The 16,198-nt window shown below is 64.9% G+C and carries 14 protein-coding genes and 1 pseudogene; 11 read left to right on the forward strand and 4 right to left on the reverse strand.

Annotated elements, in window-relative coordinates; genetic code table 11:
- The first annotated feature begins 34 nt into the window (after positions 1–34).
- Positions 35–988, forward strand: coding sequence for an AEC family transporter (locus tag EHH60_RS04675; protein ID WP_124158271.1), 954 nt, complete (start codon positions 35–37; stop codon positions 986–988).
- A gap of 23 nt (positions 989–1,011) precedes the next feature.
- On the opposite strand, the gene EHH60_RS04680 is transcribed toward EHH60_RS04675, so the two are convergent.
- Positions 1,012–2,196 carry a UbiH/UbiF family hydroxylase gene (locus tag EHH60_RS04680; protein ID WP_124158272.1) on the reverse strand — a complete coding sequence of 395 codons (1,185 nt, stop codon included), beginning with the start codon at positions 2,194–2,196 and terminating at the stop codon, positions 1,012–1,014.
- An 85-nt stretch (positions 2,197–2,281) separates the two neighbouring features.
- Between EHH60_RS04680 and pcsA the strand changes: the two genes are divergently transcribed.
- From pcsA to EHH60_RS04695, 3 genes are all read left to right on the forward strand, one after another.
- Positions 2,282–3,049: a phosphatidylcholine synthase gene (pcsA, locus tag EHH60_RS04685; protein WP_124158273.1), complete on the forward strand. Its 768-nt coding sequence runs from the start codon at positions 2,282–2,284 to the stop codon at positions 3,047–3,049.
- Positions 3,046–3,780, forward strand: coding sequence for a TerC family protein (locus tag EHH60_RS04690; protein ID WP_124158274.1), 735 nt, complete (start codon positions 3,046–3,048; stop codon positions 3,778–3,780). The genes pcsA and EHH60_RS04690 overlap by 4 nt, the downstream gene beginning before the upstream one ends.
- A 75-nt stretch (positions 3,781–3,855) precedes the next feature.
- Complete coding sequence (locus EHH60_RS04695) at positions 3,856–4,830, forward strand: quinone oxidoreductase family protein (protein ID WP_124158352.1); 975 nt, start codon at positions 3,856–3,858, stop codon at positions 4,828–4,830.
- A gap of 168 nt (positions 4,831–4,998) precedes the next feature.
- Here the strand turns inward: EHH60_RS04695 and EHH60_RS04700 are convergent, their stop codons facing one another.
- Together EHH60_RS04700 and EHH60_RS04705 are read right to left on the reverse strand one after the other, a co-directional pair.
- Positions 4,999–6,189, reverse strand: a complete 1,191-nt coding sequence (locus EHH60_RS04700) for an acetylornithine transaminase (protein WP_124158275.1) — start codon at positions 6,187–6,189, stop codon at positions 4,999–5,001.
- Between the two features lie 268 nt (positions 6,190–6,457).
- Positions 6,458–7,096, reverse strand: coding sequence for a hypothetical protein (locus EHH60_RS04705; protein ID WP_124158276.1), 639 nt, complete (start codon positions 7,094–7,096; stop codon positions 6,458–6,460).
- Between the two features lie 334 nt (positions 7,097–7,430).
- Between EHH60_RS04705 and EHH60_RS04710 the strand changes: the two genes are divergently transcribed.
- Both EHH60_RS04710 and EHH60_RS04715 read left to right on the forward strand, forming a co-directional pair.
- Positions 7,431–8,378: a hypothetical protein gene (locus tag EHH60_RS04710; protein ID WP_124158277.1), complete on the forward strand. Its 948-nt coding sequence runs from the start codon at positions 7,431–7,433 to the stop codon at positions 8,376–8,378.
- A 47-nt stretch (positions 8,379–8,425) separates the two neighbouring features.
- Positions 8,426–8,721, forward strand: a pseudogene (locus EHH60_RS04715) (carboxymuconolactone decarboxylase family protein); the annotation flags it as partial.
- Positions 8,722–8,886: 165 nt separating this feature from the next.
- Here EHH60_RS04715 and rimO read toward each other — a convergent pair.
- On the reverse strand, positions 8,887–10,212 hold the full coding sequence (rimO, locus tag EHH60_RS04720; RefSeq protein ID WP_124158278.1) for a 30S ribosomal protein S12 methylthiotransferase RimO: 1,326 nt from the start codon (positions 10,210–10,212) through the stop codon (positions 8,887–8,889).
- Between the two features lie 110 nt (positions 10,213–10,322).
- Between rimO and EHH60_RS04725 the strand changes: the two genes are divergently transcribed.
- From EHH60_RS04725 to EHH60_RS04745, 5 genes are all read left to right on the forward strand, one after another.
- Positions 10,323–10,913, forward strand: coding sequence for an ANTAR domain-containing response regulator (locus EHH60_RS04725; RefSeq protein WP_124158279.1), 591 nt, complete (start codon positions 10,323–10,325; stop codon positions 10,911–10,913).
- On the forward strand, positions 10,910–12,073 hold the full coding sequence (locus tag EHH60_RS04730; RefSeq protein ID WP_124158280.1) for a CmpA/NrtA family ABC transporter substrate-binding protein: 1,164 nt from the start codon (positions 10,910–10,912) through the stop codon (positions 12,071–12,073). The genes EHH60_RS04725 and EHH60_RS04730 overlap by 4 nt, the downstream gene beginning before the upstream one ends.
- Before the next feature lie 335 nt (positions 12,074–12,408).
- Positions 12,409–14,190 (forward strand): NirA family protein, encoded by a 1,782-nt coding sequence (locus EHH60_RS04735; protein WP_124158281.1) that lies wholly within the window; start codon positions 12,409–12,411, stop codon positions 14,188–14,190.
- On the forward strand, positions 14,187–15,797 hold the full coding sequence (locus tag EHH60_RS04740; protein ID WP_124158282.1) for a sulfite reductase subunit alpha: 1,611 nt from the start codon (positions 14,187–14,189) through the stop codon (positions 15,795–15,797). Before EHH60_RS04735 ends, EHH60_RS04740 begins: the two co-directional genes overlap by 4 nt.
- 202 nt (positions 15,798–15,999) lie before the next feature.
- Positions 16,000–16,152, forward strand: a complete 153-nt coding sequence (locus EHH60_RS04745) for a hypothetical protein (RefSeq protein ID WP_035677849.1) — start codon at positions 16,000–16,002, stop codon at positions 16,150–16,152.
- Positions 16,153–16,198: the final 46 nt, after the last annotated feature.

A 16,198-nucleotide genomic window follows, 5' to 3' on the forward strand; every position in this document is an offset into this window, starting at 1 on the left:
GATAGCGCCCAAGCCTTCAGAAAACACTTCATCAATGGTCGATATCCTCAATCTGGCGTTGCCTTATTTTGGCTTGATCTTCGTCGGCTTCGCCTGCGGCAAGGTCAAATCCCTCCCGGAATCGGGCCTCGCCTGGATGAACTTCTTCCTGCTCTACGTATCGCTGCCGGCGCTGCTGTTCGCGATCATGTCGAAGACGCCGTTTTCGGAATTGAACAACCCGCCATTCCTGGTGGCGACGACGCTGTCGACGGTTGCCGCGTTCACGCTGGCGCTGGTCGTTGGCAAGGTCTTGGGCCGGCTGACGCTGCGCGAGGCGACGCTCGCGGGTCTGTCCGGCGGCTACGGCAATATCGGCTACATGGGGCCGGGTCTGGCGCTCGCGGTGCTGGGGCCGAAGGCGTCGGCGCCGACGGCGCTGATCTTCTGCTGCGACAGCATCTTCCTGTTCACGATCGTGCCGCTCTTGATCGAGCTTTCCGACCGCGACCATCCCTCGCTCGTCCACGCCTTCGGCGTCGTGCTGAAGCAGATCGTGCTCAATCCGCTGATCATGTCCGCCTGCTTCGGCGCCGCGGTCGCCGCCCTCCATATCGAGCTGCCGGTCGCGCTCGACCGCACCATCATCTTCCTCCAGAACGCAGCCGCTCCGACCGCGCTGTTCGTGCTCGGTGTGACCGTGGCGCTGCGCCCGTTCGATCGGGTGCCGTGGGAGGTGCCGGGCGTGATCGCGGTCAAGCTCCTGATTCATCCGCTCGCAGCGTTCGGGCTGATGCTGGCGTTCGGTCCGTTCGCACAGCCCTGGGCGGCCACCGCCGTGCTGATGGCCTCGCTGCCGCCGGCGCTGAACGTGTTCGTGATCGCCCGGCAAAATGACGCCTGGATCGAATCCGCCTCCGTGGCAGTGCTGCTCGGCACCTTCGCCTCGGTGGTCACGCTGACCAGTGTGATGTGGCTGCTCCAGACCGGACGGCTGGCGTTCCCGTAAGGGCCGGCCGGGCCAGCTTGCCGTCACCGCCGCCAGGTCGGCGTCAACCCTTCGCGCATCGCAAAGCGCCGGAGCGGGCCGATGGCGCCGAGCAGGTGCATGCCGACGGCGCGGACCGGCTGGAGCGGCAGGAAATCGTTGAGCAAAGAGCGGTTGGCGATGTCGATCGCAAAGGTGCGGCTCAAAATATCAGGCCTCCGCGCGCGGTCGTAGCGCCTGAGGATCTCGTCCGCGCCGGGGTCCTGCCCCGAGGCGATGGCGTCGTTCGCGAGCCGCGCAATGTCGGCGGCGTCGCGCAGGCCGAGATTGAGGCCCTGGGCACCGATCGGCGGAACCACATGGGCGGCTTCGCCGACCAGCGCGATGCGGTCGCGGCCGAAGGACTTTGGACGTTCGATCGCGAGCGGGAACAGGTTGCGCCCGGGCTCCACCGTCATGCGTCCCAGGATCGAATGCGACTGCTTCTCGATCGCGGCGGACAGCTCCTCGTCGCTCAAGCCGCGAAGCCGCTCGGCTTCCGCGGGCGCCGAAACCCAGACGATGCTGGAGCGATCGCCGGGCAGGGGCACGAACACGCAAGGCCCATGCGGCGTGTGGAACTCGGTCGAGACATTGCGATGCGGCCGTGCGTGGCCGACGTTGAAGGTCAGCGCGGTCTGGTTCAGCTCGCGCCGCGTCACCTCGATGCCGGCGGCCTCGCGGCACAGCGAGTGCCGGCCGTCGGCACCGACCACAAGGCGGGCCGAGAGAAACTGACCGGAGGCTGTGCGCAGCGCGACGTCGTCGGCTTCGATGACGACGCTTTCGGCCTCGTCATCGAAGCGGACGAGGTTGGCCAGCTCGGCCGCGCGCTGTTCCAGCGCCAGCATCAGCGAACGGTTGTCGATGTTGTAGCCGAACGCATCGAGGCTGATTTCGTGACAGGAGAACCGCACCTCCGGCGCGCGGAACAGCCGGCCGGTGTCGTCGACGAGGCGCATGATCTCCAGCGCGGCCGCCTTGTCCTTGCAGCGCGGCCAGACGTCGAGGCCTTCCAGGAGATCGACGGAGGCTCCGAGCAGCGCGGTGGTGCGATTGTCGGCATAGGGCACGCGCCGAGCCACCAGCGCGGTCCGGGCACCGGACTGCGCCAATGCGATCGCCGCTGCAAGTCCCGCTGGTCCGCCGCCGATCACGGCCGCGTCGTGGAGTGTCGATGCGTCTGCCATGGAACGACATTTGACACGACCCACGGCAAATTCAAGCCCACCTATTTTTCCGGAGCGGCGGGGACTTGTGCGACGGCGCGCCGCAATGGCGGATGTGCAAATCGGCCCCATTCTGATAGCAGAAGCCATGGACAGCCAAGAGGATTCCCTGAAGCCGACCGCCGCGGTCCGTGCCGCGGCACTCTCGGTGCACATCTTCACCGCGTTCGGTGCGGCGATCGCGCTCTTGGCCATGCTGGAGGCCGTCCGCGAGCATTGGGCGGCGATGTTTCAATGGCTCGGCATTGCCCTCGTCATCGATGCGATCGACGGACCGATCGCGCGCCGGCTCGACGTCAAGAACGTGCAGCCGAACTGGTCGGGTGACGTGCTCGATTTGGTGGTCGATTTCGTCACCTATGTCTTCGTCCCCGCCTATGCGATCGTGGCCAGCGGCCTGCTGCTGCCGGTCGCAGCGCCCTTGCTCGGCATCGCCATCATCGTCACCAGCGCGTTATATTTCGCCGACCTTCGCATGAAGGCCGACGACAATCATTTTCGCGGCTTCCCCGCGCTGTGGAATGCGGCGGCGTTCTATCTGTTCCTGCTGCACTGGCCGCCGCTGTGGTCGACGCTGCTGGTGGCCGCACTCGTCGTGCTGACCTTCGTGCCGTTCCATGTGCTGCATCCGGTCCGCGTCGTACGGCTGCGCTGGCTGACCATGTCGCTGATGGCGATCTGGGCCGTGCTCGCCCTCTACGTGCTGGCGATGGATTTCCGCGTCGGAACCGGCGTGACGCTCGTGCTCTGCGCCATCGCGCTCTGGATCAGCCTCAGCGACGCCTTGATCCGGCTCGGGAAATCATTCGCATGATGGAGCTCCTTGCCAGCCCCGAAGCCTGGGCGGCGCTGCTGACCTTGACGGCGCTCGAGATCGTGCTCGGCATCGACAACGTCATCTTCATCTCGGTGATCGTCTCCCGCATCCCGGAGCAGCAGGCGCATCGCGCGCGCCAGATCGGGCTTGCGCTGGCGCTGGTGTTCCGCATCATCCTGCTCAGCGTGCTGGTCTGGCTGATCGGCCTGACCGCGCCTGTGTTCTCTTTTGCAGGTTACGACTTCTCCTGGCGCGACCTCATCCTGATCGGCGGCGGCTTGTTCCTGATCGCCAAGGCGACGCACGAAATTCACGCCGAGGTCGAGGCCGATCAGGGCGAGGGCGACCGCAGGTCCGGCGGGAGCGCCTTCTTCTGGGTGATCGTCCAGATCATCGTCATCGATATCGTGTTCTCGCTGGATTCGATCATCACCGCGATCGGCATGGCGCAGGACATAGAGATCATGGTGGCTGCCGTCGTGATCGCGTGCCTGATCATGTACATTTCGTCAGGCCCGGTGTCGCGATTCGTCGCGGAGCATCCGACTACGAAGATGCTGGCGCTGGCCTTCCTGGTGCTGATCGGCGTCGCGCTGGTCGCGGACGGATTGGCGTTTCACATTCCACGCGGCTACATCTATTTCGCGATTGCGTTTTCGGCGGCGGTGGAATTCTTCAACGTGCTGGCCAGGCGCAACCGCAGGAAAGCCGGCAAGTCGTCTGCTTGATCGTCGCGGCCGGCCCCGAGTTGACAAGGCTGGCGCGATGGCTTTCGCTCAGTCGCGAGAAGAGGAGGTCAAATGATGACCAAAGCCATCCGCGTGCACAAGGTCGGAGGCCCCGAGGCCCTGGTCTATGAGAGCGTCGACGTGCCGGCGCCCGGGCCGGGCGAGGTGCGTATCCGCCAGCATGCGGTCGGCCTCAACTTCATCGACGTCTATTACCGCACCGGCCTCTACAAGGCGCCGGGGCTGCCCTTCATCGCGGGCAACGAGGCTGCGGGCGAAGTTGTCGCGGTCGGGCCTGGCGTCACGAATTTTCATCCCGGCGATCGCGTCGCCTATTATCACAATCTCGGCGCCTATACCGGCGAGCGCAACATCCCCTGGGAGAAGCTGGTTAAGCTGCCCGACCACATCACCTACGAGCAGGGTGCCGTGCTGATGCTGAAGGGGCTGACCGTCTGGTACCTCCTGCACAAGACGTTCAAGGTCGAGCCGCATCACCGCGTGCTGATTCATGCCGCCGCCGGCGGCATCGGCTTGCTTGCCTGCCAATGGGCGAGGGCACTCGGCGCGCATGTCATCGGCACGGTCGGCTCGCGCGAGAAGGCCGAGCTTGCGGAAGCCAATGGCTGCGATCACGTCATCCTCTACAACGAGGAGGATTTCGTCGCCCGCGTGAAGCAGATCAGCCGCAACGAGGGCTGCGACGTCGTCTATGACGGTGTCGGCAAGGTGACCTTCCCGGGCTCGCTGTCCTGCCTGAAGCCGCGCGGCATGTTCGTCTCCTTCGGCAATGCCTCAGGTCCGGTGCCGCCGTTCGCGATCGCCGAGCTCAACAATCACGGCTCGCTGTTCGCGACCCGGCCGAAGCTCAATGACTATGTCGGCACACGCAAGGAGTTGCTGGAGGGTGCCGACACGCTGTTCGCCGCCGTCATCAATGGCAAGCTGCACGTGCCGATCAACCACGCCTATGCGCTCAAGGACGCCGCCAAGGCGCACATCGATCTCGAAAGCCGCAAGACCACGGGCGCCTCGATCCTGAAGCCGTAGTCTTTCCGTCAGATCCACTCTCGTGTCCCCGACAAGTTGCAACGCGCGCGCGTTGCGGCGCAGAGCCGGGACCCAGATGCAACACGCACTGCGGAGAGATGGGCGCCGGCTCTGCAGCGCACCGCCGAAGAGGCGCTGCGCTGCGTCCGGGGCACGAGACCACCACGTCTACGCCACGCGCCGTGCAGCGCCGGCCTTGGTCAGAATCCCGTCGAGACAATCGATCATCTCGGCGATCTCTGCCTTCGTGACGTTCAGTGCCGGCATGAAGCGCAGCGTGTCGACCTGCGGCGCGTTGAGGAGCACGCCGGCTTCGAACGCCTGCGCGACGATGCCCGGCGCGATCGGCAGCTTGAGATCGAGCGCGAGCAACAGCCCACGTCCGCGTACGCCGCCGAGCCCGTGCCGGGCCGAGACTTTCTGCAACTCGCTTTCGAGCAGGAGGCCTGTCTCGCTGACCGCCTTCAGGAAGTCCGGCTTGCCGACCTCCTCGAGCACCGCAAGCCCCGCCGCGCACATGATCGGGTTGCCGTTGAACGTGCCGCCCTGGTCGCCGTGCTCGAAGCAGGACGCGCGCTCGGTCGCCAGCAGCGCGGCGAGCGGCACGCCGCCGCCGATGCCCTTGCCGAGCGTCATGATGTCGGGCGCAATCCCGGTGTGCTCATAGTGGAAGAGCTTGCCGGTCCGACCCATGCCGGTCTGGATCTCGTCGAAAATGAGCAGCAGGCCGTGCGCCTCGGTGAGCGCGCGCAACTGCTGCAGGAACTGGTCGGTCGCGGGCCACACGCCGGATTCACCCTGGATCGGCTCGAGCATCACGGCGACGGTGTTGTCGTTGATCAGCTTCTCCACCGAGGCGATGTCGTTGAGCTTTGCCTTCTTGAAGCCCGCGACCTTCGGCTCGAACAGCGGCTCGAATGCCTTCTTGCCCGAAGCCGACATCGTCGCGAGCGTCCGGCCATGGAAGCCGCCTTCGAAGCTGATGATCTCGAACGCGCCGCCCTTGTGCACGCTGCCATATTTCCGCGCGAGCTTGATCGCGCCTTCATTGGCCTCCGCGCCGGAATTGGCGAAGAACACCTGATCGAAAGCACTGTTCTCGACGAGTGCCTGCGCGAGTTTGAGGCTCGGCTCGTTGTAGAACGCCGGGCTCGGCGTCAGCAGCCGCCTGGCTTGCGCGCCAAGCGCGTCGGCGACCGCGGGCGGGGAGTGGCCGAGACAGTTCACGGCCCAGCCCTGCACGAAATCGAGATAGCGCTTGCGGCTGTCGTCCCAGAGGTAGGAGCCGGCGCCGCGGACGAACACGGCCTTGGGCCGTGCGGTGATGTCCATCAGCGCGTCATACGGATGCGTCGTCATGTCGAACTCCTCTGGAGGCGGGTGGAAAAAAGGGCGCAAAAAGCAGAAAGGCCGCACCTTGCGGGTGCGGCCTTCTCGAAAACCTGGCTGAATTCTAGTGGTTCAGCGGCGTCGTCGGACATGGCGCACCCTCTCATCGTCGCGGGAGCGACGACGGAGCATTGCGGTGCGCTGGTTGGTCCGGTTGATCATGGGGCGGGGCAATACATGCGAATGCCAGGGCTTGTCAAGCGGGCGTTCAGCCGAGCACCCGCTTGGCGTGCATCGGTCAGGTCAGGTGGGCGGCTTCCTCGGCGTCTTCGTCGCCCCAATCCGCGTCCGCAATCGCGGTGTCGATCAGTTCGCCGCGCATCAGCTTGAGCGGCGAATTCCAGTACAGCGTAATGTTGTGGAACGGGTCGGTCAGCACCTTGAACGCCCATACCGGGCCGGTCGTGAGGTCGCGCGTGACGAAGAGCTGGAGCATGCGCGCAAGTCCGCCGCCGATGCCGATCGCGAGCCAGAGCGTGCCGACATGCCGGATGAAGTCGAGACGCCCGGCCGGCGCATCGAAAAGCCCGAACAGCGTCGGATGGAAATACAGCGCGATCGGGGCGCTGCCCCAGACGAAGAGCAAGATGATCTTGCGGGTCTGGTTGTAGCCGACCTTGACCGCTTCCTTGTACTCGTTGCTGACGCCGTTGACGGCGTCATAGCCGTTCGGCTCGAAGAAGAAATGCCCGGTCTGCCGCGTCAGCATCGCAAGCCAGCCGACGATGCCGGCGAGCGCGGGGTCTATGAACAGCAGCGCGTAGCAGAACAGGAAGATCACGGCGCTGAAGAGATGCAGCGTCTGGTTGACGGTGCTCTGGTGGTAGAAGCGGTAATCGTCGAAGCGCTGTGTGCGCAGCATACCCGAGAGGCTCATCCTCGTTCCTCGCTCGCGTTGAAAAGCGCGGGCAGAGTTAGGCCGAGTCCGTGACCTCTGCGTGAATGCACTATAGTGTCACAATAGGTTCCGCAGACAGTCTCCCGCATGGCGCTGCGGCAGTCGAGACGACGAAGCGTGCGAGCGAAGCGATGCGGTCACCGGCGCGCGCATCGTCCGATCCCGATACCGGCGATCTCTCGCCATTTCATTGTCCGCCCCGCAGAAACCATCGCATCGCTGGCGCGTTTGTGATCGAGATACGCGACTTGGTTCGAACCGGACGCACGGCGGCTCGGACCAAGAGGGCGGGACCAACAGACAGTTTGCAGCCTTGTCCGACACGCCTTATCCGATCGACCTCGACAGCATTCGCGGCGCATTTCCACCGGGCATCGACGCGCCGCGGCTGCTGGTCGACTTTGCCGGCTGGCTCGAGGGACGTCCCTGGGGCAGCGTCGGCTGCTTCGCTCTGCAAGGCCAGTTCGCAGATCATGCGCCGATCGTCGACGGCAGTCCGTTGCGCGACAGGTTCTCGCTGTTCATGCGATTGCCGGACGGCTCTGCCGTCGGCGGCTGGTATGGCGCCGGTCTCGACCGCGACAATCCGCCGATCGTGGGACTGGGGTCGGAGGGCGATTACGAATTGCTGGCGCCAAGCCTCGATGCTTTGCTCGCCAGGCTGACGTCGCGGCAGTTCGACAGCGCCTGGAGCGATCTGCGGCCGCACGAGGATGTCCCGTGTCAGACGGTCGAGCTTGCGCAGTGGCTCGCCGGGCAGCCGGCTGGCGACAAGTCGACATCTGAAGAAGGTGCGCCGGAGCTGCCCGACTTCCGCGGCTTCGTGGAAAAATGGAGCCGGGATCGCGAGGACTACTGGGCTAATCACCGCCTGATGGCCGAGCTCGGCTGGCGACTCGCTGCGCATCTGCCGAAGGGCAAGAACCCCTGGGACCAGACGCGCTTCGAGGTCGCGATCGTCGGCAGGCAGTATGAGGCGCGCGTGCTTTCGCGCGGGCCGCAGCCGTTCGAGGAAGCAGGCGCGATCGAGTCCCTGCTGCGCGATCTGCGCGAGGAGATGCGCCGCGCGCAGCCAGAGCTTGGGCTGTGGTACGTGATGAAGTTCGGCCTCTATGTCGACGGCCGCATCATGCCGAGCTTCGAGTACGATGTGCGCCCAACCATCGACGGCGAACCGGCAGAATTGTCCGAGGCCCAGGCCGATCTCGCTCGCGCGCCAAGGCCGGAGCGCTGGGTGCCGAAATGGCTGGCGGCATCCTGAAGCTCGGATCCCGCGATGCTGCCGTCCAGCCGGCGCGCCGAAATCTTCTGCTGTCGTGCTACGGCAGTGCCGGCGAAAAGGTCGTCGCTTCACTCGCCGACATAGCTCCGGATTCGCGCGATACGTGATCGAGTTTCCCTTCGGCGACATCTACTGCCGCCCGGGCCTCGGCCTCCGCGATCGGGAGATCGCGACGATCGCCGCGCTGACGGCGCTCGGAAATGCCGCGCCTCAGCTCAAAGTGCACATCGAGGCGGGTCTGAACGTCGGGCTGTCTCGCGACGAGATCGTGGAGATCATCATGCAGATGGCAGTCTATGCGGGCTTCCCGGCGGCGCTGAACAACAGCGGGCGTGGGGAGAAGCGACATGACGGTCCAGCAACGTTAGCGACTGCGCTATCGCATACGGCCATTAATACAAGGTCGTCATGCGTTCGTATCGCGCGTCAAGGCGTGGATGGCCGGGACGAGCCCGGCCATGACGCGGTCAGTGCGCGCGAAACGCCGTCAGAACCCCGCGACGCTGCCGTACAGATCGTATGCGTCGGCGCGCTCGATCTTCGCCGTGACGATCTCGCCGACACGCAGGGGGCGGCGGCTCGACAGGTACACCGCGCCGTCGATCTCCGGCGCATCGGCCTTGGAGCGGCCCTTGGCGACGGTCGGGCCGACCTCGTCGATGATGACCTGCTGGCGCGTGCCGACCTTGCGCTTCAGCCGGCGTGCCGAGATCTTCTGCTGGCGGGCCATCAGTGCGTTGTAGCGCTCCTGCTTGACCTCTTCCGGCACCGGATTCTCGATCGTGTTCGACGTGGCGCCGGCGACCGGCTCGTATTTGAAGCAGCCGACGCGATCGATCTCGGCTTCATCCAGCCAGTCGAGCAGATAGACGAAATCGGCATCGGTCTCGCCGGGAAAGCCGACGATGAAGGTCGAGCGCAGGGCGAGATCGGGACATTCCTCGCGCCAGCGCTTGATCCGCGCCAGCGTCTTGTCCTGCGCCGCCGGCCGCTTCATCGCCTTCAGCACCTCGGGGCTCGCATGCTGGAACGGGATGTCGAGATAGGGCAGCACCTTGCCCTCGTTCATCAGCGCGATGATCTCGTCGACATGCGGGTAGGGGTAGACATATTGCAGCCGGACCCAGGCGCCGAACTCGCCGAGCTCGCGCGCGAGATCGAGGAATTTGGCGCGGACCTGGCGGTCCTTCCACGGGCTCTCGGCATATTTCAGATCGACGCCATAGGCCGAGGTGTCCTGCGAGATCACCAACAGTTCCTTGACGCCGGCGCCGACCAGCCGCTCGGCCTCGCGCAGCACGTCATTGGCCGGACGCGAGACGAGGTCGCCGCGCAGCTTCGGGATGATGCAGAAGGTGCAGCGGTTGTTGCAGCCCTCGGAGATCTTCAAATAGGCGTAATGCCGCGGCGTCAGCTTGATGCCCTGCGGGGGCATCAGATCGACATGCGGATTGTGCGCCGGCGGCAGCGCGCGATGCACGGCATCGAGCACGCTCTCATATTGCTGCGGGCCGGTGATCGAGAGCACGCCCGGATAGGCCTGCTCGATCGCTTCCGGTTCCGCGCCCATGCAGCCGGTCACGATCACCTTGCCGTTCTCGGCCATGGCCTCGCCGATCGCCGAGAGCGATTCCTGCTTGGCGCTGTCGAGGAAGCCGCAGGTGTTGACGATGACGATGTCAGCCCCGTCATGCTTGCGGGCGAGCTCGTAACCCTCCGCCCGCAGGCGCGTGATGATGCGCTCGGAATCCACCAATGCCTTGGGACACCCGAGCGACACGAAGCTGACCTTGGGCGCAGCCGTCTGATCCATATCTGAACTGCCTGATTGACCGGCCTGAGCTAGTCCCAATTGCCCATAATTACAACCCTTTGCAGGGCGTACCGGCGTGCTATGGATGAATCACCCGCCGCGAGTGAGCCATGAGCGCCGAACAGTCACCCAAAATCGTGATCGTCGACGAAAGCCCGATCCGGGCTGCGATCCTGGAGGAGGGATTGCGCGAGGCCGGATTCACGCAGGTGGTCCATATCAGCGAGATGCAGAGCCTGCTCGCCCGTATTTATGCGGTCGATCCCGACATCATCCTGATCGACCTGGAGAACCCCAGCCGCGACGTGCTGGAAGCGATGTTCCAGGTCAGCCGCGCCGTGAAGCGGCCGATCGCCATGTTCGTGGACCAGAGCGATTCAGCCTCGATCCAGGCCTCGGTCGAGGCGGGGGTGTCCGCCTATATCGTGGACGGCCTGAAGAAGGAGCGTATCAAGCCTATCCTCGACCTCTGCGTGTCCCGCTTCAACGCCTTCGCCAAGCTCCAGGAGGAACTGGAGCGGACCAAGTCGCAGCTCGAGGACCGCAAGATCATCGAACGCGCCAAGGGCATCCTGATGAAGGTGAAGGGCCTGACCGAGGACGAGGCCTATGTGCTGCTGCGCTCCACCGCGATGCGCGAGAAGAAGAAAATCGGCGAGATCGCACAGTCGATCATCACCGCGTCGGAGATGCTGAAATGACCGTTCCCCTCCGCATCGGGTTCATTCCGCTGGTCGATGCTGCGGCGCTGATCGTCGCCGTCGACAAGGGATTTGCCGCAGCCGAAGGGCTCGACGTCGAGCTGGTGCGCGAGGTGTCCTGGTCCAACGTCCGCGACAAGCTGAACATCGGCCTGTTCGACGCCGCGCATCTTTTGGCGCCCGTGGCGATCGCGTCCTCGCTGGGTCTCGGCCACGTCAAGGTGCCGATTGCCGCGCCCTTCAATCTCGGCATCAACGGCAATGCCATCACGGTGTCGCCGGCGCTCCATGCCGCACTGATGGTGGAGATCGATGGCGATCGGTTCGACCCGATGGCGACCGCGAAGGCGCTGGCGAAGGTGGTTGCCATCAGGCGCAAGACAGGGGCCGAGCCGCTGACCTTCGGCATGACCTTCCCGTTCTCCACCCACAATTATCAATTGCGGTTCTGGATGGCCGCGGCAGGCGTCGATCCCGACGAGGACGTGCGCCTCGTGGTGCTGCCGCCGCCCTTCATGGTCGACAGCCTCAAGAACGGCCATGTCGATGCGTTCTGCGTCGGCGCGCCCTGGAATTCGATCGCGGTCGATCTCGGCATCGGTCACATCCTGCATTTCGTCTCCGACATCCTGGTCCGTGCGGCCGAGAAGGTGCTGGCCGTCCGCCAGGCCTGGGCCGACAAGAATCCGGACGTGGTCGCAGCACTGGTGCGTGCGGCCGTGAAAGCCGCCGAGTTCATCGAGCATCCCGAGAACCGCATCGAGGCGGCGCAGATCCTGGCCCAGCCGGAGCGGATCGGCGTCGATGCCGAGGTCATCCAGCGCACCCTCACCGGACGCCTCAAGATCTCGCCGGATGGCATCTTCCGCGAAAGCGGCCGCTACCTCCTCGTTGGGCGCGAAGGGGCAGGGCGCCCCGACCCGGTCCAGGCCGCCTGGCTCTATGCCCAGATGGTGCGCTGGGGGCAAACGGCCCTGACCCCTGATGGCGTCAAGACGGCGATGGCGGTGTTCAGGCCCGACCTTTACGACGCAGCCCTGGGCAGCACGGCGCCTCTTGAAGCTCCAGCAGCGTTCGGCGCCTTCGCCGGGCCTGCCTTCGATTCCGGCAACATCCGTGGGCATCTCGAGGCTTTCGAGGTCGGACGCTGGAAGGCCTGATTCGGATCTGCTTCGTTTTCGAGCACGTAAGTTCGTTGGCTAATGTTTGGGCTGATTGCTCGAATTTCGGGAGCGTTCTCAGCCCGGCATTCCCCGGGGGCGTTTCCTAATCACCTGATATTACGAAGCTTTTTATTTCGATCAAGCTGGCACGCAACTTGAATGTTGCAGTGCGGCCAGCTTGTCATAGGTGCCTGCTGAGCCAAGTCCCACAGCAACGAAGCTGAATGGACCGTCGGGCTGCGAAGCGGGCTCTTGAGCCGGCCGAGTTCCCCGCGGGTCGCACAATTTCCGTCGACGCCACTTTGGTGGCCGCAGGAGCTTCGTTACCGACCATGAAAATCGAAACGCTCTCAGTCGATTTCACCGACGAGCAGAAACGCTATCTCGAAGGCTTCACGACTGGCTTGCAGATCAGCCGGGTCGGCCGCGGTCTCGGCGCGGGTGCCGGCAAGGCGAATGCCGAGCCTGTTGGCCCCGATGCCGTGCACATCAAGGCGCAGGACAAGGTGGTCGCGTCGGGCAAGAAGCTCGCCGACCAGGAGAAGATCAAGCGCGACGAGCATCCGTTCGATGCGTATCCGCGGTTGCGCCAGCAGGCGCTCGACAACACCCCGCCAAGCCCGGCGGACAATTTCCGCTGGCGCTATTACGGCATCTTCTACGTCGCGCCGACGCAGGATTCCTACATGTGCCGCCTGCGCATTCCGAACGGCATCATGAAGCACTGGCAGCTGTCGGGCCTTGCCGATCTCGCCGACGAACTCTGCGGGCCGTACAGCCACGTCACGACGCGCGCCAACCTCCAGCTTCGCGAGATTCCGCCGAAGAATGCCGTGAAGCTGATCGAGGGCATCCAGGACCTCGGCCTGTGCTCGCGCGGCTCCGGCGCCGACAACATCCGCAACGTGACGGGAACGCCGACGGCCGGCATCGATCCGCAGGAGTTGATCGACACGCGGCCCTATGCGCGCGAGTGGCACTACCACATCCTCAACGACCGCTCGCTCTACGGCCTGCCGCGCAAGTTCAACGTCGCCTTCGACGGTGCCGGCAGGATCGCGGTGCTCGAGGAGACCAACGACATCGCGTTCACCGCCTACGAAGTGAAGGACGGGTTCGGCGTCGAGCCTGGCGTCTGGTTCCGGCTCGGCCTCGGCGGCATCACCGGTCACAAAGACTTTGCGAAATATTCCGGCATCATCGTCAAGCCGGAGCAGGCCACCGCCGTCGCCGACGCCATCGTGCGCGTGTTCATCGAGCATGGCGATCGCACCAACCGCAACAAGGCGCGGCTGAAATACGTGCTCGACTCCATGGGCCATGACGGCTTCCTCAAGCTGGTCGAGGAGCGCTTGAAGACGCCGTTCACGCGCGTGCCGGAAGAGGCGTTTCTCCCGCGCCCTGCGGCGGACCGCATGGCGCATATCGGCGTGCACAAGCAGAAGCAGGATGGCCTCAACTGGATCGGCGTATCGCTGACGCTCGGCAAGCTCACCTCCGATCAGATGCGGGGCCTCGCCAAGGTCGCTCGCGACCTCGGTGACGGCGAGATCCGCCTGACCGTCTGGCAGAACCTTTTGATCTCGGGCGTGCGCGAGGAGAATGTCGAGCTCGCCATTGCCGCGATCAAACAGATTGGGCTCGCGGTCGAGGCCTCGCACATCCGCGCCGGCCTGATCGCCTGCACCGGCAATGCCGGCTGCCGCTTCGCGGCGGCGAACACCAAGCGCCATGCCGAAGAGATCGGCGACTGGTGCGAGCCGCGCGTTGCGATGGACAAGCCAGTCAACATCCATGTCACCGGCTGCCACCATTCCTGCGCGCAGCACTACATCAGCGACATCGGCCTGATCGGCGCGCGCGTGCCGATCAATGAGGAGGACACCGTCGAGGGCTATCACCTCTTCACCGGCGGCGGATTCGGTCCCGATGCCGATGTCGGGCAGGAGGTCTATCACGACCTCAAGGCCGAGGACGCGCCGAAGACGGTCGAAGCATTGCTCAAGGCCTATATCGCCCATCGCTCGTCTCCCGAAGAAACGTTCCTGTCTTTTGCGCGCCGCCATGACGGCGAGACGCTGCGCAAGCTGGCCGACGCACAGGTGTCCGCATGAACCAGTTCACCCCTCCGCCCAAGCTCGACATCATTCCCGCCAGCGCACCGTTCTCGGATGCGCAGCGCTCCTGGCTGAACGGCTTCTTTGCCGGGCTGCTGTCGCCCGACGTCGCCGCGCCGCTGTCGGCGGAGCAGGGCGCGGCCGTCATGCAGGGCGCAGCCGGCGACGGCGACGATGGCGAAGCGCCGTGGCACGACCAGACCATGCCGATCGCCGAGCGGATGAAACTCGCCGAGGGACGACCCCTGCGCCGCAAGATGATGGCGGCGATGGCGCAGCAGGACTGCGGCCAGTGCGGCTACAATTGCCACGATTATTCAGAGGCGATCGCGAGCCGCAGCGAAGCACGGCTCAATCTCTGCGTCCCCGGCGGCAAGGAAACCGCGCGGATGCTGAAGTCGCTGTACGAGGAACTCGACAAGGCCCCGGTGGCCAAACCAGCCGACAGGCCGGAGCCGGCGGCGCCGGCCGTCACCGTGACGATCGCAGAGCCAGGCCGCTCGCGCGACAACCCCGTCACCGCAACCTTCCTGTCGCGCCGTCTTCTCAACAGGGGGAAGTCGGAGAAGGAGACCTATCACGTCGAGTTCGATCTCTCCGAGAGCAAGCTCGACTACGTCGTCGGCGATTCCTTCGGCGTGTTCGCACGCAACGATGTCGGCCTGGTCGACCAGATCATCGCGCTGCTCGGCGCCTCCCATACCACGAAAGTCAACGGTAAGACGCTGCGCGAGGTGCTGATCGACGACGTCTCGCTGTCGCCGGCACCCGACTCGCTGTTCGAGCTGATCTCCTTCATCACCGGCGGCGCGACCCGCGAGAAGGCGCGGGCACTGGCGCAGGGCGAGGATCCCGATGGCGATGCCGCCACCCTCGACGTGATGGCGGGGCTGCAGAAGTTTTCCGGCACGCGGCCGCATCCCGAGGCCTTCGTCGAGGCGCTGGAGCCGCTCCAGCCCCGGCTCTATTCGATCTCGTCCTCGCACAATGCGACGCCTGGAAGGCTGTCGCTGACGGTGGACTCCGTACGCTACGTCATCGGCAAGCGCAGGCGGCTCGGCGTCGCCTCGACCTTCCTTGGCGAGCGCATCAATGAGGGCGACAAGCTCAGGGTCTACGTGCAGAAGGCGCACGGGTTCGGCCTGCCGCAGGACCCGAAGACGCCGATCATCATGATCGGTCCCGGCACCGGCATCGCGCCGTTCCGCGCCTTCCTGCTCGACCGCAAGGCCACCGGTGCGCCCGGCAAGAACTGGCTGTTCTTCGGCCATCAGCGCAGCGATTGCGACTTCTTCTACCAGGACGAGCTCAACGCGATGAAGACCTCGGGGCTCTTGACGCGCCTGTCGCTGGCCTGGTCGCGCGACGGCGAGAAGAAGTTCTACGTGCAGGACCGCATGCGCGAAGTCGGCCGCGAATTGTGGACCTGGCTCGCCGAAGGCGCGCATCTGTACATCTGCGGCGATGCCAAGCGCATGGCCAAGGACGTCGAGCGCGCGCTGGTCGACATCGTCGCCCAGTTCGGGGCACGCTCGACGGATGAGGCCGTCAGGTTCGTCGCCGAGCTCAAGAAGACCGGCCGCTTCCAGGCGGATGTGTACTGACCGCCACCGCTCACCATTATCCGAGCCGGTTCCGACTGGCTCGGATTTGAACGAATAAGATTCTCGGAACCTCGGCCCTAAGAGAATTTACGTCTGCGAGACGGCCGCCTCGCAGGAGGCGCATCGCTATTTCCGCCGCCATCTTACCTCCCGCCCGGTTTGATCCCTCATACTCCCGCAAATGGGGCGTTGGAGATCGACCATGCGCGAACTTTCGGCGGAAGCCAGGCTGCACTTCTACGCGCGCTCGCTCTCGCGGCAGACCCGGGCAAACGCCCATCATCTGGCGCTCTACAGCGCGTTTGCGGTCATCGCGGCGATCGTGTTCGGAACGCTCTCGGTGCATCCGTTCTGAATCGTCGTTCCGGGGCGGCGAAGTCGAACCCGGAACCTCGAGATTA

Origin of the sequence: Bradyrhizobium sp. RP6 (assembly GCF_003837805.1) — a bacterium.
Lineage (GTDB): Bacteria > Pseudomonadota > Alphaproteobacteria > Rhizobiales > Xanthobacteraceae > Bradyrhizobium.